This is a genomic window from Thermogemmatispora sp., from assembly GCF_042408735.1.
GTDB lineage: Bacteria > Chloroflexota > Ktedonobacteria > Ktedonobacterales > Ktedonobacteraceae > Thermogemmatispora.
This window is the reverse complement of sequence record NZ_JBHOQV010000114.1, coordinates 1-19,600: the sequence shown is the minus strand read 5'-3', so window position 1 is coordinate 19,600 and position 19,600 is coordinate 1. Positions and strand designations below refer to the sequence as shown.

The window sequence follows — 19,600 nt, the reverse complement described above, 5'->3', positions numbered from 1 at the left end:
ACCCGCAGAGGCGGCAGGGCTTACGACGGGCGTCGGCGCCGTAGGTCCTGCCGCCTCTGTTATTGGTCGCCAGCAGCAAAAGGTAGCCCTTGAGATCTCCCTTCTCTTTAGAGACCACAGCCTGCACGGCTCCGCCCACTCATCCAGGCAGAGCTATGCAGGCTGGCGACCTGGTCAGAAAGGCTCCCCTGACAACGGAGCGGACCTTGCTAGGGAAGAAGTCCCTGACGCTGCTGGCGCACGGCCTCGTAGAGGAGGATGCCGGCGGCCATCGCCGCATTGAGAGACTCGACTCCGTTGGCCAGCGGAATGCTCAGCCGACTGGTGGCCAAAGCGCGAGCCGCTGCTGAGGGACCGTGAGCCTCGTTTCCAATGATAAGAGCGAACGGCTGGCGCAGGTCCTGCTCATAATAGAGCTGGGGCGCCCCAGCCTCCGCCAGAAAGACCCGCGGCTGCCCGCCGCAGTGCTCCCTGACCCGCCGCGCAATCTCGCTCCAGTCCTGCTCTTCTGCCAGCGGCAACGCCAGATGGGCCCCGGCAGCCGCTCGCACGACCTTGGGGCTGAAAGCATCTACACAGCCTGGCGTCAGCAGGACCGCCGCCACGTCCGCCGCCAGGGCCGTGCGCAGAATGGTGCCAAGGTTGCCGGGGTCAGCCAGCTGATCGAGAACTAGAAGCGCAGGCCGCAGGAGCGGGGGCCGGCGCGCCGCCACCTCCTCGTAGCGGAAAGCCGCCAGCGGCAGGACAGCTACTACCCCTTGAGAGGTCTGCACTTCTCCCAAAGCCTCGATGATCCGCACACTGACCTGGATTAGCGCCCGCTTCGGGACAGCTCCAGCCTGTAAACGCTGCAATAGGGCCTGCCCTTCAGGCGTGCGCGCCAGTAGCTCGGGCTGATAGTAGACTTCGAGGGGTGCCACCCCGCGATCGAGCAGCTCCTTAAGCAGGTGAGGCCCTTCCATGAGAAAGAGACCATGCTTCTTTCGTCCGCGCGGGGTATGCAGCTCGCGCAGGCGAGCGATGCGGGGATTGAGCGGACTGCTAATCACCTGCAAGGGAGAGTCAGCCCCCTTTCTCATGCAGAAGGGGCGACCGCCAGAGCAGTCGCCCCCCGGACGATTGCGGGCCGCCCGCCCTCCCCAGAGAAGCCAGGACCGGGCCTTCTTCTCTCGCCGGACAGGACGGCCTGGAGATAGCACCTGGATCTTTTTTGAGCCAACCCCAGGCCGGGGTTGGTCCGATTGCTGCCTTGTCGCCTCGCAGACTAGCCTTGGGCCTGAGCTTGCGCCTGATCCTGGCTCTCTACGGCGGCCAGGGCCGTCTTGACCAGCTCAGCGAAAGCGGGCCGATCGTTGACCGCCATCTCGGCCAGAATCTTGCGGTCGACGCTGATGTTGGCCACGCGGATAGCGTGCATCAACTGGCTATAGGTCACGCCGAACATGCGGGCGGCGGCATTGATGCGCGTAATCCAGAGACGACGCATATCGCGCTTGCGGTTGCGCCGATCGCGATAGGCATAGGCCAAGGCATGCATCATGGACTCGCGCGCCCTCTTGATGAGGCGGCGGCGAGTGCCACGATGACCCTCCACAAAGTTCAATACCTTCTTATGCTTTTGACGCGCCGTAACGCCTCGCTTAACCCTTGGCATAGCGTATTCTTCCTTCCCTCTTCTTGTCTGTTCTGTTACCGATCATAGAAGACAACGGAGAGCTGCCGCAGCCCCGCCCGCAGGAGTGGAGGGCGGGGACCTTCCACTTAACGGCCAGCGTAGGGGAGAAGGCGCCGCACGCGGCGAGAATCCCCTCGTGCCAGGGCAAAAGCCTTGTCAGCCGCGCGAACCGAGCGAGCAGACTTGTTACGGCGCAGGTGGCTGATGGCAACCTTACGGCGCAATAGCTTGCCAGAGGCCGTGATCTTAATGCGTTTGGCCGTCGCTTTATGGGTCTTCAGTTTCTGCTTCATCCGGTTTACACTCTCTTTCTTTCTTCTCATGCGGGGCGAGAAGGCCATACAGCAAGAGAGAGCCTTCTCTCAGATGCTTCCTCCTGCCAGGAGGAGAAGGGAGGCCGAGACCAGCGAAAGTCGAGGCCATCAGTTCGCTTGCAGGAGAGAGCAGCTTGTGGTATGCCCGACACGACCCAGACCGACCCGATGCCTCTACCAGCCGGTGGGAGCGTCATAAAAGGGCCACAGAGAAGAAAAGCTCCATCGAAGGCGCAGAGAAGCCTTTTTCAAGAGCGAAGAAGCCCCGCACGCCGTCTGCGAGTATAGCACAGATTGCTCTCCCTGTCCAGTAGGGAGCAACCCAGGCGGGGCGCCCCCACCCGACCAGCGAGGTCGGCCATGCCACAGCATTTCCATTTTGAGAGGCCGCCCCAAGAATACCAGAGCGGGAGAGACGCGCGAGAGATCAAGAGAGCAGCAGCCCGGCCAGCCAAGATCAGGTCGGGGTGAAGCTCATCCATCTGGGGAGGAAGCCCAGCCGTCGCGCCCAAGAAAGGTGCGCCGTCGGGGCACGCGCCAGCTCCAGAGCCATCTGCCCAGCGAGAAGGGCCTTCTCTTGCCAGAAAGGGAGGACAATGCTATAATAGCGGGGCACTGTACCGACGCTCTCAAAAGCCACAGGCCACGCCTGCCCGCCCAACGAGCGGAGAATAGCCAGACCTCCTCAGACGGCCCCCAGGCGCTTATCTGCACGGCGCCTGAGCAGTCCAAGAGGAAGATCGGCCAGAGTGGTTGGCAAGGGCATAAGCAAGAGAGGGCAAAAGACAGCGGCAGAGCGGATGGCGAAAATAGAGATCGCCATACTCCACCTGCTCCGGCAGCAGAACAAGCAGCTTTGACCGCGACTGACCGCGAGCAAACCCATAGGAAGGAGGTGGCTTCGTGAGGAGAGACTACGAGCTTGGCTTCATTCTCCATCCCGAAGTCAGTGAGGAGCGAACACGTACTATTCTTGAACGGATCGAGCAGATCGTAACCGCGCATGACGGCCAGGTTGTCAGGGTGAACCACTGGGGACGGCGACGGTTGGCGTACCCCATCGAGCATCATCGCGATGGCATCTATGTCTTTGTTGATATGAGTGTCTCCCCTGAGACCCTCCCGGAACTGGACCGCACCCTCAAGGTTTCTGAGGAGGTGCTGCGGCATCTGATCAAGCGACGCGATCCGCGGGTGGTACAGAAGGAGCGCGAGGCCCACGCCGCCGCGAGCGCCGCCGGGGTTGCCCCGGCTCCGGCCCCTGCTAGCGTCGCCAGCGAGGAGCTGGCTGGCGCCAGTGCGGAGGCCGCGGCTGCTGCCGGCAGCGCGTCCGAGGCGGGAGCGGCAGCTTCTGCCGACGCTTCCGAAGCAGCTACCCCGTCAGAATCACCAGAATCAGAGTCATCGGAGTCAGCAGTAGGAGATCAAGAGGCGCCCGCCGTCTCGCCTGAAGAGATGGAGAGTGCCCCTCCCGCACTCGATGAGCAGCCAGCCCCCGAGGCTGAGCAAGCCTAGATGCCTGCCATAGCAAGCAAGCAAGCAATCGGTTCGGGAATGAGCACACGGCCAACAAGGCGATGGCTCGATCAGGACAGAACGCCAGTGAGCAAAGCGACAGGCTGGCTGGCCAATCAGCCCGCCAGCCCGTCAGCCAGCCAGCCAGGAGAGGGCCAGCCTGGCCCCGTCTGGCTTCAGCGAAGGATGGTGCGGCGCCTCCCAGTGTGACGAAAGGATCTGAGCGATGCTGAACAAAATCATGCTGATCGGCAACCTGGGCCGCAACCCGGAAATGTCCTACACCGATAATGGGACAGCTGTCACTCGCTTTTCGCTGGCAGTCAGCCGTACCTATAAGACGCCCAGCGGCGAGAAGCGCGAGGAAACTGAATGGTTCAATGTGGTCGCCTGGCGCTCGCTGGCCGAGCGCTGCTACCAGTACCTGCGCAAGGGCAGTAAGGTCTACGTCGAGGGACGGGTCTCTCAGCGCAAGTACACCGATAAGAACGGCATCGAGCGCACGGCCTTCGATGTGATCGCTACCGATCTGCGCTTCCTCTCGCCTAAGCCACAAGAGGCCGATGTCTCGGATGAGTTCCCGACCGATAGCAGCGATTTCCTCGAGGATTTGGACGATACTCAGCCCTTCTAATGCCCGTATGGCCGAGCAGAGGGGCTGGTGAACTCCGAGCGAGACCTACTCGTTGTGTGTTCGAAGGAGGAGAGGACAGTCCGTGCAAAAACGTAACGAAGCGGCAAACCAGTCGGCGACACCAGCCGCCCAGCAGAATACCCAGGGCCAGGCAGCTCAGGCCGGCAACAGCCCCCAGGCCCCCGGCCAGGGCCAGGCTCCCGCTCAGCCCCAGGCCGGCGCTCGCCAGGGCCGCCGCGAGGGCATGCGCGGTCCCCGGCGCAAGATCTGCCAGTTCTGCCACGACCGCGTGCGAGAGATCGATTATAAGGATGCCCCTCGCTTCCTGAAACGCTACATCTCTGACCGCGGGAAGATCGAGCCCCGCCGCAAGACAGGGACGTGCGCCAAGCACCAGCGCGCCCTGAGCCGCGCGCTGAAGCAGGCCCGCTTCATGGCCCTGCTCCCCTACACTGCAGAACATATGCGCAGCATGTAGCCGGCGAACGCGATCTTCAGCCTGGCAGAAGAAGAAGAAGAGGCACGCTTCGCTGCCGGCAATGGCCACCCACGGCTGAAGTCGCCCGGCAGGATGAGAGGCAAGCGATCAGGCAGAGCGGCAGGCCAACGGGCCAGGCGAGAAGGCGTGGAGAGGTAGCTTTACCCTCTTCCTCTCCCGCCTCATCTTGCCCCGTTCCCGCTTTTCCGGGCCGTCCGCCATTCTCCTGCAGCAGAGTGACCTGGATGGATGAGAGCCGTTCGCTTCGGCTCCTTCTTACTCCTGCCCCGCCCGGCCAGAGGCGAAAGGCCGAGAGCGCGGCAGGAGCGGCTCAATACGGCGACAAGGGACGGGCGCGCCGAGGCTCACCCAGATCGGCGGAACCGGAGAAGCAGAAGCGCTCCCTTCAATCAGGCCAGCTCAGGCCAGGTCCAGACCAGGGCCGTCGAGACAGGCGGCTCTGGCTTCCCGCTTTGGTCAGCCACAGGGGCGAAAGGCGAGCGGCCTGGGTGCTGTTTGTAGGTTGTCCGCATGCCTGGCTCCGCCGAGCCTTCTGCGCTTGCCCTCTTGTCTCAGAGGCCGTTCCTGTGTATCATGAAGCCATGAGCAGCCATTGCTGAAGGCAGGAAAGGGTTCTTCCACTATGAAGAGTCAAACAGCGCGTGAACCCCAAAACCAGCGGTCAACGCGAGCGAGCCGCCCGGAGAAGGCGAAGCCCAGGCGCTATGTCCGCCAAACAGCCCTTGTGGCGGCCCGACGAGATGGCAAACCCCTGATCTTCGGCTGGGGCAGCCACCTCTCTCAGAGCGAGAAAAACCGTATCCGCGTCCGCGCTACCTGGGCCCTCACGATCCTTATCTTGCTCACCATCGTCGGTGTTCTCATCGGGTTCTGGATCAACATCAATGTGATCGTGCCTGGCTTGCCGATTACTTCGGTTAACGGCCACGACATCCCTCAGTCCGAATACCACAAGCTGGTAGTCCTGAAGACCCAGTTGGAGATCAACAAGCTCTACGGACCAAATGGCCTCTTCGCCCAGCGCACGAACCTCGAAAAGGCTGTCGCTCAGCAGCAGCAGGCGATGAATAACGCCTCCAAGAAGATCGACGACCTCAACCAGCAGATCAGCAAGCTACCCGCCGGCCCCAGTCCCCAGCGCACCCAGCTCACCAAGGAGCTGAATGAGGCCAAGCAAGCCTACGCCAACGCTCAGTCCCAACACGATAAACTGCAATCTCAGCTCAACAACTTGACGCAGAATACTATTCCTTTCGAGCAGCAAGGTCCTTTCACGCAGTCCCAGATCGGCAACGATAGCGCAACCTGGCTCCAGGACGACGAGCTGATCCGCGAATGGCTCCAGACCCAGCCGGCTTCGGTCCGTGCCCGCATCGAGCCAACCGCGGCCCAGATTGAGCGCGCCCTCAACGATCTGAAGGCCAATATGCCGAAATCCGGCCAGTATGCGCGCAGCTATCAACAGATGCTCGCTCAGGACGGCGTCAGCGATGCCGATATGCACGAGATGATGGCTCTGAAGCTGCGCCGCGACAATATGCAGAACTATCTGGCCTCGCAGATTAAGTCACCCACGTATCAGGTGCTGGCCCGCACTATGACCCTCAGCACCAAAGCCGATGCCCAGAAGATTCTGGACCAACTGAAGAAAGGCGCCGATTTTGCTACCCTGGCCCGCCAGAAGTCGGTCGATACGACGACCAATACAAAAGGCGGCTACCTTGGCTGGCTGGCTCGTGGCCAGTACGCCCACCAGGAGGGCCAGGCCTATGTGGACAACTGGCTCTTCGATCCGGCCCGGACAATTAATGAGATCAGTCCGATCATCATGGAGAACGGCGCCTACCACATCGTGCAGATCCTGGGGATCGATCCTTCCCGTCCCCTGGACCAGAGTACGCTGCAGACGCTGAAGGACAACGCCCTCTCCAACTGGTCCCTGGAGATTCGGGCGCTGCCTACAACGCATATTACGCCCGCCGATCAGAATCGGCTCTTCGATCCAATCAATATGCCAACTGAGCTGCCCGTGAGCGGTCCTTCGCAGAGCAGCGGCGGCCTGTCGGCACCAAGCCAGTAGCCGCCCAGCGGCTCTGGTTCTGCAGGGGAGTTTCGCCGGTCGCACTCTCTTCCTCGGCTCTATCCAGTTGGCAAAGAGGCGGAGATAGGCCAGGCCCGGCGACTCCCCTGTCTTCCCTGAGCCGCTCGACCAAACCACGACAGGGAAGAAGATCAGAGAGGCAAGCTTAAGGCTCATCCCTCTAGCCCTCTCGCTCTTCCTGAAAGTTAACGGACAGCTAGAGAGATAGATAGACAGACGGACAGGCAGAACAGGATGACCACTACGCTCGGGAATGCTCCACTTACGGCCTTCTTCTTCGAAGAACCGCTTTCCTCCTTGTTGGAGAGCCTTTCACTCTACTTGCATGTCCCTTTCTGCCATACACGCTGCTACTATTGCGATTTTAATACGTATGCGGGCCTGCTATCTCTGCGTGAGCCGTACGTGCGGGCTTTGCTGACAGAAATCGAGCTGGCCGCAGAGATGGCCCAGACAGCCACCGGCGGCCCGCGCCGCGTTCGCACGGTCTACTTTGGAGGAGGCACCCCCAGCCTGTTGAGCGCTGACCAGATTCAGCGCCTGCTCGCTGCCTGTCGCAGGGTTTTCGTGCTTGATTCCGAGGCCGAAATCTCGCTGGAGGCCAATCCAGGTACGCTCTCTAGCCCGCACTTGCAGGCCCTGCGTGCAGCGGGCGTGAACCGTCTGAGCCTGGGGGCGCAGAGCTTTGACCCGCACTTGTTGAAGCTGCTTGGGCGTACCCACTCTCCCGAGGATGTGGCGCAGGCGGTGCGAGCTGCCCGCACCGCAGGTTTCACCTCGCTCAATCTCGATCTGATGTTCGGCTTACCCGAGCAGACGATGGCTCAGTGGCGCGAGACACTGCTGGGGGCGCTTGAGCTGGCTCCGGATCACCTTTCGCTCTACTCGCTGATCGTGGAGGAGGGCACCCCCTTCTTCCATTGGGTACAAGAGGGGCGCCTTGTTCCCGCTGACGAGGACCTCTGCGCCGAGATGTACGAGTACGCCGACGCTCTGTTGCAAGAGGCCGGTTATGTGAACTACGAGATTTCGAACTGGGCACGCCCCGGCCACGAGTGTCGTCACAATCTGACTTACTGGTTAAACCTGCCTTATCTGGGCCTGGGAGCCGGCGCCCATTCCTGCTTTGGCGGACGGCGCTTTTCTAACGTGCGCGAGCCACGCCAGTATATCCGCCTCCTGGCTTCTCGCCAGCGTCCCGAGGCCGAGAGCGAGCTTCTCTCTCGCGAGATGCAGATGGCCGAGACGGCGATTCTGGCCCTGCGCACCGCGCGCGGGCTGTCTCTGCTGGCCTTCCGTGAGCGCTTCGGCCTGGACTTCTGGCAGTTTGCGGGGAAGCGCCTGCAACATGTCTGGGAGGCTGGCTTGCTGGAGTATGAGAGAGAGAACGGGGGCTGGCTACGCCTGAGCAAGCGCGGGCGCTTGCTGGGCAACGAGGTCTTTCTGTGCCTGCTTCCCGACGAAAATTAGCCTAGAGAGTGGAGAAGAAGGATATCCCTGTGGAGCCTGAAAGAGCATGGCGCCTCACCTGGCGCGTTCGCGAACTGTTGAGTGCCAGCCAGTTCCGGCGTTTCCGGGCAGCGGGTATCGAGCCGTTGGAGGCTCAGTTGCTTTACAATCGCGGCCTGCACACGCCCGAGGAAATGAAGGCTTTTCTGGAGGCGCGCTACGAGCAGACGCCTGATCCTCTGACCCTGATCGATCTGCCACGGGCGCTGGAACGTATCCGCCGCGCCCTGCTAGAAGGTGAGCATATCACGGTCTACGGTGACTTCGACGCCGATGGGGTGACGGCTACCGCTCTGCTGATGCGGGCTTTGCGCCGTCTCAAGAATCCGGAGACGCCGCTTGACTACTACATTCCGTCTCGCATCGATGAGGGGTGTGGTCTGAACGTCGGTGCCCTCGACTGGCTCAAGCGCCAGGGGACGTCGCTGATCATCACCGCCGATTGCGCCAGCTCCGATGTGGCCCAGGTGCGCTATGCTCGCGAGGTCCTCGGCATCGATGTGATTATTACGGATCATCACCGTCCTCCGGAGGAGCTGCCGCCAGCTTATGCCCTGGTCAATCCCTGGCGGCCCGGTTCAACCTACCCCGAGCGCCTGCTTTGCGGAGTCGGCGTCGCCTTCAAGCTGGTGCAGGCCCTCTACCGTTCCTTTGGTCTCTCCCGCGAGGAAGAGCTGGCCCTGCTCGATCTGGTGGCCATCGGCACGATTGCCGATGTGGCCGATTTGCTCGGCGAGAACCACACGCTGGTGCGCCTGGGCCTGGAACAGCTGAATCGGACGAGGTCCCCGGGCCTGCTGGCGCTGATGGGGAGTGCCGGCCTGCAGCCTGGCCAGATACGCGAGCGCGATGTAGCCTTTGTGCTGGGGCCGCGCCTCAATGCAGCCGGACGCATGGAGCATGCGCGCTGGGCCTGCGAGCTACTGATGACAGATGATGCGGCTGAGGCGCGGGCCTATGCCGCCCACCTGGAGCGCCTTAATCACTTGCGCCAGGTCCAGACGGAAGAGCTGATGGGCCTGGCACGCGAGGAGGCGGCCCGCCACCCGGACGATCCTGTGGTGATGGTCAGCGGCGACAACTGGCCTGAAGGGATCATCGGTCTGGTGGCCAGCAAGCTGGCCGAGGAGATCGGCCGCCCGGTAGTAGTACTCAGCCGCGGCAAAGACTTCAGCCGCGGTTCGGCCCGCAGCCGTGAGGGGTTTAACATGATTTCGGCCCTGCGTGACTGTGCCCACTTGTTGGAGCGCTATGGTGGCCATGCTCAGGCCGCGGGCTTCACCATCGCCAACCAGCACGTTGAAGAGCTACATCAGCACTTGTTGAACTGGCACGATAGCCAGAGCAACGGGGCAGAGTCAGCCCTGTCGGCGTTTGAGTCCACCACCCCACCCAGCGAGCAGGAGAGCCAGACGCCCGCTCCGACCAACACGCTCATGGTCGACCTGGTCTTGCGCCGCCCCGAATATTTCCACTACCAGACCTATAGTCGTATTCGCCGGCTCGCTCCTTTCGGGGCCGCCAACCCTGAGCCGATCTTCAAGGCCGAGAAAGTACGCCTGCTCAACTACTGGAGCAGCGGCCCAGAAGGACGCAACTTGCGCCTGCGCCTCGGCATCGGCAGCGTACAGGTAATGGGGACCTTTGTACGCGGAGCCGCGACCCACATGAGCGCCCTCAGCGGCGCCTCGCACGTCGACGTGATCTTCCGCCTCGAGCCAGCCTGGAGTCCCCAGGAGGGCGAGAGCACGCGCGAGATCGTGCTCAAGATCCTTGACATCGCGCCCTCGCCACGGCCAGGCCACGCGCCCGTCCAGCTCTCCCGCCCGCCGGCTGGCTCACCTGATCAGGGATAGATCCCGCGCGCCTCGGTGGCCTCGGCGACCCGCGCCACGGCCAGCAAGTAGGCCCCCATGCGCAGGCTGGTACGCTGACGCTCTGCCCGCTCTTTGACCGCCTGGAAGGAGCGTACCATGATACGCTCCAGGCGCTGATTGATCTCGTCCTCCGACCAGAAGAAGCGCTGCAGATCCTGGACCCACTCGAAATAGCTGACGGTCACTCCGCCGGCGTTGGCCAGGATGTCGGGCACTACCGTAATACCGCGATCCTGGAAGATGCGATCGGCCTCCGGCGTCGTTGGTCCATTGGCGGCTTCAACGATCAGGCGAGCCTTGACGCGCGAGGCGTTCTGGGCCGTCAACTGGTTTTCCAGAGCAGCCGGAATCAGTACATCGCAGGGCAATTCCAGTAGCTCCTGATTGGTCACCTGCTCACTATCGGGCAGGCCGCGCAGGCCGCCATGTTCTTGCGAATAGCGCAGCGCCCGTGTGACGTCAATGCCATTGGGATTATAGACGCCGCCACTGATATCGCTCAGGCCCACAATCTTGCAGCCCAGAGACTGGAGCAAGCGTGCAGAGTTGCCTCCGACGTTCCCGAAGCCCTGGATGACCACCCTGGCCCCCTCGGGCTGCCTGCCCAAACTGAGCAGGGCCTCGCGCGTTACAACTTGCACCCCGCGCGCCGTTGCCTCCAGGCGCCCCTCGCTGCCGCCGATCGACAGCGGCTTCCCCGTGACCACCTCGGGCACAGAGTAGCCGTGATGCATGGAATAAGTGTCCATGATCCAGGCCATAATCTGGGGATTGGTGTTCATATCGGGGGCTGGAATATCGCTATTGGGACCAATGAGAATAGAGATTTCGGTGGCGTAGCGCCTGGTGAGGCGCTCCAGCTCGTGACGCGAGAGCCTGTGCGGATCGCAGACCACGCCTCCTTTGGCACCTCCAAAGGGAATGCCCACCACTGCACACTTCCACGTCATCCACATGGCCAGGGCCCGCACCTCGTCCAGGGAGACATCCGGGCTGAAGCGAATGCCGCCTTTCGCCGGGCCACGGTTGATGTTGTGCTGGACACGGTAGCCGGTGAACATTTGCACGTCGCCGTTATCCATGCGCACGGGGAAATTGACGATCAGTTCTCGTTTGGGCTTGCGCAGAATAGCGCGCATGGCCTGCGAGAGACCCAGTATTTCGGCGGCTTCATCAAACTGGGCCACCGCTACTTCATAGGGGTTGAGGATATCAACAGCCATCGAGTTCAGAACCTCCTCAGCAATGCGCCCGGCCAGGGAAGAGACCTGCACGCAGCCGCTAGCTGGCTACCGGGCAGAGAACCAGCCAGCCAGCTAGTTAGCCCACTAGCCAGTCCCCTTCCTCCTCCCTGCCAGCGAGAGCAGCGACCTCATCCGCTCAGGCCAGGCTCGTATGCCTCGCTGCATACCTGCAACAGGTCATTAAGAATGGAAGCGTCATCGCTTCCTGCCACCCGGCAGTGGGAGAACAAGAGGTTCTCCGAAGGGAGCAATGACAGACCACTAGAGCAAGATCGAGAGCTTCCAGCCAATGGCAGAGCAACAGCCCCAACTGCGGCATAACAAAGCCCGCCGCGGAGGGCGGGCGACCTGCTTCAGGGAGAATGCGCCCTGCTTGCGTTCAAGCATATAAGCACAGTGATGAACGTTGTAGCTCTATTATACCATCGTAGCGTGGCGCCCTTCAAGGCGCGGGCCAGGCCGAGGCGGAGCCGGACCATGGGAGGGCGCGCGGCCAGCCTGGCCCGCCAGCTCTAGTGCTGGAGCAGGTAGACCGTGGACCAGTCGCCGAAGTAGAGGCCCAGGCCGTTGAGCGTTACACCATGCAGCCAGGGCGGAATGACCGCGGCCAGGGCCTGATGGTCCAGCGGCAGCCATCCCACATCTTCGATGGCCACCCGCTCCGCCTCATTGTAGGTACGCAAACGCGCCTCACCGCTCTCTTTCTCGGCCTGCGCTACCAGGCGATCAAACTGCGGGTTGCTCCACTCGCCGTTGTTATTGGGAGAGCCGCTGGTGAGATTCAGCGTCAGCCAATCGTAGGGATCGGGAAAATCGGCAGTCCACTGAATAAAGCCCATCTGCACCAGATGCTTCGACAACTCATCGTTGTAGGTCGTCAGATCCATGCTTTGCAGCTTGACCTGCACTCCGAGCGCGCTCTGCCACATCTGCTGCAGGGCTGCAGCTTCACTCTGCGAGACCTGTGAAGAGGGATAGGTGAAGACAATCGGCGGAACTTTGCCGATGTCAGGATAGACCGACTGCAGCAGGCTGCGCGCCCTGGCCCGGTCATAGGGCAGACCCGCATAATTGGCCTGATAGCCAGGCATACCCGGCGGGATGATGGTGCTGGCTGGCAGAACAGCATCTTTAAAGATGGCATGGGCCAGCGTCTTCTTATCAACTGCATAGGCAAAAGCCTGCCGTACTGCGGTCTTATCAAAGGGTGGTTTGCGCGTGTAGAAGAAGAGCAGGTCGGTCTGCAGCAGCGAACGCTGCACAAAGCCCGACATCTGGCGAGCCAGTCCCAGATCGCCGGGCGGGATATTCCAGATAAAGCTATACTGGTGCGCCTCATAAGCCTTAAAGGCCGTGGCCGGATCGGCCACAAAGAGCATATCGACCTCGCGCAGCCGCGGCTTGGGACCGTAGTAGTGGGGATTGGGCACCAGGACCATCTTGACGTTGTGCTGCCAGCTCTTCACCATGAACGGCCCCGTGCCAACGGCGTTGCCCGCGGCCTGGCTGGCCCAGTTGGCCTGACCATACTTCTGCACCAGGGCTGGATTCAGGGGATCAAAGAGGGGATTGGTCAGGACCTCCAGAAAGAAGGGGGTTGGCTGGGTCAGCGTGATCTGCAAGGTCGAATTGTCCAAGGCCCGCACCCCACTGAGCGTGCGGGTCTTGCCAGCCGCCACATCCGACGCGCCGGCAATAAAGCCTTCAAAGAAGGAAGCAATCGGGGATTTGACTTCTGGCAGGAGCTGGCGTGTTAGCGTAAAGACATAGGTCTGCGCGGTGACAGGCGTACCGTCGGAGAAGGCAATACCGGGCTTGAGATGGAAGGTATAGACGCGCTGGTCGGGCGAGACCTGCCAGGTCGCCTGGTCGGGGACGACGCTCAGGTCGGCGGTCGCGCGGACCAGGCCGCTGTAGAGCATATTGACCGCCAGCGCCGAGTTAGCATCCGGTCCCTGGGCCGGATCGAGGGTGGCGATATCTTTCGTCCCCACGTTGGGAAAGACCAGCACCTGCTGCGCCGCGGCCAGAGGCTGCTGACTGCTGGTGGACGGCGGGGAGTTGCCAGCGCAGGCCGAGAAGAGGACGAGCAGGCAAAGCAGAGCGCCTGGCCAGCAACACTGCAGCCAGGCCCGGGCAAGAGACTTCCCTGTCGGCAGTCGGAAGAGAGCCGCCCTCACTCCCTGCCAGCGGCTCCTGTAGATGCGGATAGACGGCAACCAGAGCAGCACGACAAAGCGCCCCCTTTCTTGCAGACAGGCCAGCGGAACGAACGTGCCCCGGCCCTCCTTATTGCTAGCACCATTTCACCACTCCTGAGCCAGCCGGACCTGGCAGGAGCGTCAGGGAAGGTAGTCTATTATTGTATAGCGCCCGTTGCGCCTGCGGCAAGTTGTGGGGGGATACCCGCTAAGTCGGCCCTGTCGGTCCGTCAGGACGTCCCTGACAGCATCCACCTGCCGCACCAACAGGTAGGTCCTGCTGGCGTCCTGCCGTCCTGCTCGTGCCCTGGCCCCACCCAGGCTCTAATGGCTCCCCTCAGTTGGCCATTCTGGGAGCAATTGGCTGATGGACAAGGAGCTAGCCCAGGGCTATAATGGAGAGGAGAAGATCACACTGTTCAACGGCGAACAGGAGGGCAAGCGAACAGATGCAGATTCGTGTGATTGGCGTGCCGATGGACCTCGGGGCAGATCGACGTGGCGTGGATATTGGGGTGAGTGCTATCCGCTATGCCGGCCTTCACGAGAAACTCCGTGCGCTCGGCCACAGCGTTAACGATATCGGTAATCTGCACGTCCCCCTTCCTGAAAGCCAGCCAGCAGGCGACCCCCATGTCAAATACCTGGAGCCGATTATCCAGGTGGCCGAAGAGCTAGCCGCCGCTGTCAGCGAGGCGCTGGAGGCGGGCGATCTGCCGCTCGTCCTGGGCGGCGACCATAGCATTGCCCTCGGCTCGATCACGGGTGTCTCCAGCTTCTACGGAGAAATCGGCGTCATCTGGATCGACGCCCACGGCGACTTCAATACTCCGGAGACCACGCCTTCCGGCAACATTCATGGCATGGTGCTGGCCGCTCTGGCCGGGTTGGGACACGAGCGCCTCGTGCAGCTGGCCGGCCGCGCGCCCAAGGTCAACCCGCGCAACATCGCGATCGTCGGCGCACGCGACCTCGACCCTGGCGAGCGCGAACTCCTGCGCGCCAATCGTGTCCATGTCTTCACCATGACCGACATCGATCGCCGCGGCATCTCCGCCATCATGGAAGAAGCCATCGCCGTGGCCGGACACAACGGCAGACGCATCCACCTGAGCCTTGATCTGGATGCACTCGATCCCAGCGAAGCGCCCGGCGTGGGAACCCCGGTACGTGGGGGCCTCAGCTATCGCGAGGCTCACCTCTCGATGGAGCTGCTGGCCGCCTGCGGTCAGCTCTGTTCGCTGGACGTGGTCGAGGTCAACCCAATTCTGGATCGCGAGAACGCGACTGCCTCGCTGGCCGTCGGGCTGGTGCTCTCCGCCCTGGGGAAGACCATTCTCTAGCTCGCCGGAGCCAACCCATACCCTGCCGGCTCGCTCTTCATGGCCGGGCCAGCCTGCCTCTTGCGAGGTCTCTCCGCCCTGGCCAGCCCAGGCAGACCTCACCCCGCCGCGAGCGAAGCTGAGCCGGGCCAGGCCGGGCAGAGCGGCCTGCAGCAGGTTACCAGGAAACCAGGCCAAAGCTTATTCTGAAGAAGGAGGGAAGGCAGAGAGCAACGGAGCTTTCTGCCGAAACAGCGATGGAAGCCCAAGAACTCTTCATGAACGGCGAATTCATCCCCGTCGAGCGTGGGGTGATCTCTGTACGCACGCATGGCTTCGCCTACGGCACCGGCTGCTTCGAGGGTATCCGCGGCTACTGGAACGAAGAGGAACAACAGCTTTACCTGTTCCGGGCCCGTGAGCACTATGAGCGCCTGCTGCGCTCCTGCAAGACGCTGCAAATCGCGCTGCCCTACAGCGTCGAGCAACTGCTAGAGATCACGGTTGAGCTGGTGCGACGCAACAACCAGCGGCGAGACATCTACATCCGTCCCGTTGCCTACAAAAGCGACCAGACGATCGGTGTGCGCCTGCACGGGATCAGCGATAGCTTCTTGATCACCACCGAGCCATTTGGGGACTACGTGTCCACCACGGGCCTGCGCTGCTGCGTCTCAAGCTGGCGACGGATCGATGACAACGCCATCCCCGCGCGCGCCAAGGTTTGCGGCGCTTACGTCAACTCAGCGCTGGCCAAAAGCGAGGCCCTGCAGAACGGCTACGACGAGGCCATCATGCTCACCCACGAGGGGCATGTCTCCGAAGGCAGCGCCGAAAACATCTTTCTGGTTCTCAACGGCGAGCTGATCACGCCAGCTCCGACCGAAAACATCCTGCTTGGCATTACTCGCGACACGGTCATGGAGCTGGCCCGTCGCGAACTAGGGCGCATTACACGCGAGCGAAGCATTGACCGAACCGAGCTTTACAACGCCGAGGAAATCTTCCTGTGCGGCACAGGCGCCCAGATCGCCCCTGTCGTAGAGGTAGACCATCGTCCCATCGGCAGCGGCCAGATCGGTCCCATCAGCAAGGCCCTACAGGACCTCTACTTCCAGGTCGTACGTGGCAAGCGTCCTGAATATCGCGCCCGCTGGTGCACGCCCGTTTACAGCAGCGTTCCAGCCAGCGCCGGCTAGCACCGGAGAAGGAGAGAGAGAACCCTCATCTCCTATCCCATCCAGACCAGGCCAGGTTACTCAGCCTTCAAAGGACGCCAGGCCAGCGGGTCCAAATTAGAGACCAAAAAAACAGGTGCGGGGCGATCATCTTCCCCACGCCTGTTTTTTTTGCGATGCCCGCCGTCCACCACCAGACACTCGGCCAGAACTTGCCTGCGAGCCATTCCCGTGCCCACGCTGCTGGGTTCGGTCCAGTCCTGGCCGCTCGGTCAGGACCTACCCGATCCATCCTGCTGAGAAACAGCCGCTAGGGCGAGCGCGGTCGACAGCAAGGCCCGGCTTAACGCTTGGTGTACTGCGGCGCCTTGCGTGCGCGCTTCAAACCTGGCTTCTTTCGCTCCTTCATGCGAGGATCGCGCGTCAAGAAGCCGGCTTTGCGTAAAGCGCCCTTCCAATCGGGATTAACGCGCAGCAAAGCCCGTGCCAGAGCATGGCGAATCGCGCCAGCCTGGCCACTCATTCCGCCACCAAGCACGCGCACAGAGATATCATACGCCGAGGTCAGATCGAGCAAGCGGAGCGGCGCCAGAGCGGTCGCGACCACCGACTCACGATTGCCAAAGTAATTCTGGAAGTCGCGTCCATTGACAATAATTCTGCCGCTCCCATTGGGATAAAGACGTACGCGGGCCACAGCCGTCTTGCGCCGTCCCATCCCATAGTAATATTCCCCTTTGGGCAGCTCCAGTTTGGTGCTCTCAGCCAAGGTCCGTACTCCTCTCCCTTCCTTCTCTCATCTCAAGCGGTAAGTAAGGTAAGGTAAGTAACAACAAGCAACGATGGCCACTTACTTCTTGTCGGAGGTTGGCGACTGCTCCGAGAGATACTCGTCGAGCAGGGCCTGAGACCCACGCCAGGGTACAGGTTTCTGGGCCTGGTGCGGATGATTGGGGCCGGCGTAGACCTTCAGCCGCCGCATCAACTGGTTGCCCAGGCTATTGTGCATCACCATGCCGCGCACCGCGTGAATCAGAGCGCGCTCAGGGTGAGGACCCTCCAGCACCTGGCGAAGCGTCTGCAGCTTCACCCCACCAGGGTACTGCGTATGGCGAAAGTAGACTTTCTTATCAAGGCGCCCGCGGGTCACAGCGATCTTATCGGCATTGATCACAATCACATAATCGCCGCAGGGCATATGCGGAGTAAACGTCGGCTTATGCTTACCGCGCAGAATAGTTGCAATCTGTGCCGCCAGCCGGCCCAGCACCTGCCCCTCGGCATCGATGACATACCATTTCGGGCGCAGGTCAGCCGCCCTGGCGCTATAGGTCTTTCTCATAGGTCACAGCTCCCAAAACGCAATCTTGCTTGCTTGCTCGTTCGCTCGCTCGCTGGCTTGCACACACACGCTCACGAATGTCCGCCTGACCACCTGCAGGCACACAGGCCCACAGGCATACACACGGGCACTTCTCACTTACCCATCCATCCAGCCACCCACTCACCCACTCAAACAAGCAGCACATCCATCGCAGAGCATCGAGTGCAGGCGCGCCTTAGCCGTCCTACGCCTGGCCTTGCCTCGCCTGCCGTCTGTCAGGCTTGTCAGGCTTGTCAGGCTTGACAAGCTTCGCCCACTCAGCCCGCCAGGGAGAGACGAGCCAGCCTCAGTCAGCCTGCAACTCTGCGCCAGCGCCAACCGGTGAGGGCCAGGCAGCAGCCGGTGTCATCAGAGGCGGCTCCGGCAAACCCAGCTCGCTGGGATAGGAGACGCCGACCAGGCACAGTCCGCGTGCCGGCACAGCTACCCCGGGATGAGAGCGCTCGGCCCGTCGGACAATGGCAGCGAACTCCTCCAGACTGAGTCGTCCCTGCCCGACCAGCAAGAGCGTTCCCACCAGGCGGCGCACCATACCGGTCAGAAAGGCATTGGCCGTAAAGTCACAAAAGATACATGGGCCGTAGCGAAAGCAGGAGGCCGCCAGCATGGTACGAATACAGTGATGCGGGCCGGCCTCATCGGGATGAGAAGCATCCTCGGGACTACGCCCAAAGGCCCCGAAATCCTGGGTTCCTAAGAGGAACTTGCAGGCCTCAGCCATGAGATCGACCGCCAGCGGCTGAGACCGATGGTAGGTAAAGCGGGCCAGGAGCGCCGTCGGAACCGCATCATTCCAGATCGTATAACGATAAGAGCGACTGATGGCACTGAAGCGAGCATGGAAGCGCTCCGGCACCGCCCGCGCCCAGCGCACGACCACCGTTGGCGGCAAGGTCGCATTCAAGGCCCGCACCCAGACCTCGGGGGCGAGTTGGGCCGTCGTATGGAAATTGATCACCTGGCCCGAGGCGTGCACGCCGGCATCGGTGCGCCCGGCACCGTGCACCACGACCCGCTCGCCAGCAATGCGGGCAATAGCGGTCTCCAACACTCCCTGAACGGTGGGACCCTGAGCCGCCGGCTGCCGCTGGAAGCCGTGGTAGTCCGTGCCATCGTACTCAATGCCACAGGCGATATTCATACACTCCTGTCAAACCAGAAGCTGACGCAACCCTGTATCGTACAACCTGCCCCCGCTTTTCTGCCAGCCGAGGCAGTCCGACCCTTGCAGCCTGGCCCTAGAGACACTGACTTGCCCGCCTGCCGGTCCAGCCCAGCCTGGCAGCATCTCACTCACTCGCCAGTCCCAGGGGAGGCGGAGCAGCCAGAGCCAGAAGGAGGGTCAGGACGCAGCTCGCCGCTTGCGCCTCTCCTCTCTCCAGAGCGGCAGGCCAGCAAGCGGGAGGGCCAGCCTAGCAAGCCAGGCAAGCCGGGTTCGCGGCCCCACTCAGACCAAAGCGATCTGAGCGATCTCGGCGGCATCGCCCTTGCGCCGACCCAGCTTGGTAATGCGCGTATAGCCCCCCGGACGGCCCATGTAGCGCGGAACCAGCTCATCGAAGAGGCGGCGCACCACCAGCTCATCGGGCAGATGGCTCAGAATATAGCGGCGGGCGCGCAACTCGATCACCAGGGCCTCATAAGCGGCGCGCAAAGCCTGCTCCGCCTCCTCCTCCTTAGGAATAATGCGCAGAAGCTCCGCGCGGCGCTCCTTCAGCTTATTCTCCAGGAACTTGCGGCCCTGCTCTGTCAGCGGGGGCATGCCTATAGCGGCGCGCTCCTCGTTTGTCGCCACCTCGTCATGGAGCGAGAAGCGGCCGCGGCGAGCGAAGGCCAGCAGCTTAGCAGCCTTTTCCTCATCGGGAACCACCTGCGCCAGATGGCGCTGAGCGGCGGCGCGGCCCTCAACGGCGGTCGCGATCAGCCGCTCGACCTCGCCGCGAATGGCGCGGGCGCGGGCCAGGGTAGTATTGACCCGATCGTAGCGGAGCAAACCGGCCATCAGGCTGCGGCGGACAGCGCGGCGGCGGTGCTCCGGCATTCCCAGCTTATTACCGGCAACACGATGCCTCAACTTAACTAACCCTCCCTTTCGTGATCGCCGTTCATCTCGGCCCCGACCGTGCTGGCGCGCAGATTCGTCGGGA

The 19,600-nt window shown here is 62.2% G+C and carries 18 protein-coding genes; 8 read left to right on the top strand and 10 right to left on the bottom strand.

The genetic code is table 11. The features are described from left to right. Window positions 1-209 precede the first annotated feature (209 nt). The 4 genes from ACFMO7_RS09940 to ACFMO7_RS09925 form a co-directional block, all read right to left on the bottom strand. Window positions 210-1,049, bottom strand: a complete 840-nt coding sequence (locus tag ACFMO7_RS09940; protein WP_376795365.1) for a TrmH family RNA methyltransferase — start codon at window positions 1,047-1,049, stop codon at window positions 210-212. A gap of 215 nt (window positions 1,050-1,264) precedes the next feature. After that, on the bottom strand, window positions 1,265-1,654 hold the full coding sequence (gene rplT, locus ACFMO7_RS09935) for a 50S ribosomal protein L20 (RefSeq protein ID WP_376795332.1): 390 nt from the start codon (window positions 1,652-1,654) through the stop codon (window positions 1,265-1,267). A 107-nt stretch (window positions 1,655-1,761) separates the two neighbouring features. Continuing rightward, window positions 1,762-1,968 (bottom strand): 50S ribosomal protein L35, encoded by a 207-nt coding sequence (rpmI, locus tag ACFMO7_RS09930; protein ID WP_376795331.1) that lies wholly within the window; start codon window positions 1,966-1,968, stop codon window positions 1,762-1,764. A 706-nt stretch (window positions 1,969-2,674) separates the two neighbouring features. Beyond that, window positions 2,675-2,812: a hypothetical protein gene (locus ACFMO7_RS09925; RefSeq protein WP_376795330.1), complete on the bottom strand. Its 138-nt coding sequence runs from the start codon at window positions 2,810-2,812 to the stop codon at window positions 2,675-2,677. A gap of 80 nt (window positions 2,813-2,892) precedes the next feature. Here ACFMO7_RS09925 and rpsF point away from each other — a divergent pair, with 80 nt between their 5' ends. The 6 genes from rpsF (at window position 2,893) to recJ (ending at window position 10,103) form a co-directional block, all read left to right on the top strand. Beyond that, entirely contained in the window at window positions 2,893-3,504 is a 612-nt protein-coding gene (gene rpsF / locus ACFMO7_RS09920) for a 30S ribosomal protein S6 (RefSeq protein ID WP_376795329.1), read from the top strand. Window positions 3,505-3,730: 226 nt separating this feature from the next. Then, window positions 3,731-4,138, top strand: a complete 408-nt coding sequence (locus ACFMO7_RS09915; RefSeq protein ID WP_376795328.1) for a single-stranded DNA-binding protein — start codon at window positions 3,731-3,733, stop codon at window positions 4,136-4,138. Between the two features lie 82 nt (window positions 4,139-4,220). Further along, a complete protein-coding gene (gene rpsR / locus ACFMO7_RS09910) occupies window positions 4,221-4,616 on the top strand; it encodes a 30S ribosomal protein S18 (RefSeq protein WP_376795327.1) in 396 nt (131 codons plus the stop codon). A 643-nt stretch (window positions 4,617-5,259) separates the two neighbouring features. Beyond that, the gene (locus ACFMO7_RS09905) at window positions 5,260-6,717 is read left to right on the top strand and encodes a peptidylprolyl isomerase (RefSeq protein WP_376795326.1); all 1,458 of its coding nucleotides are present in this window, start codon (window positions 5,260-5,262) and stop codon (window positions 6,715-6,717) included. A gap of 255 nt (window positions 6,718-6,972) precedes the next feature. Next, window positions 6,973-8,208 (top strand): radical SAM family heme chaperone HemW, encoded by a 1,236-nt coding sequence (gene hemW, locus ACFMO7_RS09900; protein ID WP_376795325.1) that lies wholly within the window; start codon window positions 6,973-6,975, stop codon window positions 8,206-8,208. A gap of 29 nt (window positions 8,209-8,237) precedes the next feature. Continuing rightward, entirely contained in the window at window positions 8,238-10,103 is a 1,866-nt protein-coding gene (recJ, locus tag ACFMO7_RS09895) for a single-stranded-DNA-specific exonuclease RecJ (RefSeq protein WP_376795324.1), read from the top strand. Here the strand turns inward: recJ and ACFMO7_RS09890 are convergent. Both ACFMO7_RS09890 and ACFMO7_RS09885 read right to left on the bottom strand, forming a co-directional pair. Continuing rightward, window positions 10,094-11,347 (bottom strand): Glu/Leu/Phe/Val dehydrogenase, encoded by a 1,254-nt coding sequence (locus ACFMO7_RS09890; protein ID WP_376795323.1) that lies wholly within the window; start codon window positions 11,345-11,347, stop codon window positions 10,094-10,096. The genes recJ and ACFMO7_RS09890 overlap by 10 nt on opposite strands. Window positions 11,348-11,880: 533 nt before the next feature. Beyond that, window positions 11,881-13,599 (bottom strand): ABC transporter substrate-binding protein, encoded by a 1,719-nt coding sequence (locus ACFMO7_RS09885; RefSeq protein WP_376795322.1) that lies wholly within the window; start codon window positions 13,597-13,599, stop codon window positions 11,881-11,883. Between the two features lie 419 nt (window positions 13,600-14,018). Between ACFMO7_RS09885 and rocF the strand changes: the two genes are divergently transcribed. Together rocF and ACFMO7_RS09875 are read left to right on the top strand one after the other, a co-directional pair. Then, window positions 14,019-14,912: an arginase gene (rocF, locus tag ACFMO7_RS09880; protein ID WP_376795321.1), complete on the top strand. Its 894-nt coding sequence runs from the start codon at window positions 14,019-14,021 to the stop codon at window positions 14,910-14,912. A gap of 236 nt (window positions 14,913-15,148) precedes the next feature. Further along, on the top strand, window positions 15,149-16,090 hold the full coding sequence (locus ACFMO7_RS09875) for a branched-chain amino acid transaminase (protein ID WP_376795320.1): 942 nt from the start codon (window positions 15,149-15,151) through the stop codon (window positions 16,088-16,090). Window positions 16,091-16,412: 322 nt separating this feature from the next. Here ACFMO7_RS09875 and rpsI read toward each other — a convergent pair whose 3' ends face one another. From rpsI to ACFMO7_RS09855, 4 genes are all read right to left on the bottom strand, one after another. Next, on the bottom strand, window positions 16,413-16,787 hold the full coding sequence (gene rpsI / locus ACFMO7_RS09870; protein WP_376795364.1) for a 30S ribosomal protein S9: 375 nt from the start codon (window positions 16,785-16,787) through the stop codon (window positions 16,413-16,415). A 132-nt stretch (window positions 16,788-16,919) separates the two neighbouring features. Continuing rightward, window positions 16,920-17,411 (bottom strand): 50S ribosomal protein L13, encoded by a 492-nt coding sequence (rplM, locus tag ACFMO7_RS09865; RefSeq protein ID WP_376795319.1) that lies wholly within the window; start codon window positions 17,409-17,411, stop codon window positions 16,920-16,922. 328 nt (window positions 17,412-17,739) lie between these two features. Then, complete coding sequence (truA, locus tag ACFMO7_RS09860; RefSeq protein WP_376795318.1) at window positions 17,740-18,594, bottom strand: tRNA pseudouridine(38-40) synthase TruA; 855 nt, start codon at window positions 18,592-18,594, stop codon at window positions 17,740-17,742. A gap of 306 nt (window positions 18,595-18,900) precedes the next feature. Continuing rightward, a complete protein-coding gene (locus ACFMO7_RS09855) occupies window positions 18,901-19,527 on the bottom strand; it encodes a bL17 family ribosomal protein (protein WP_376795317.1) in 627 nt (208 codons plus the stop codon). Between the last annotated feature and the right edge of the window lie 73 nt (window positions 19,528-19,600).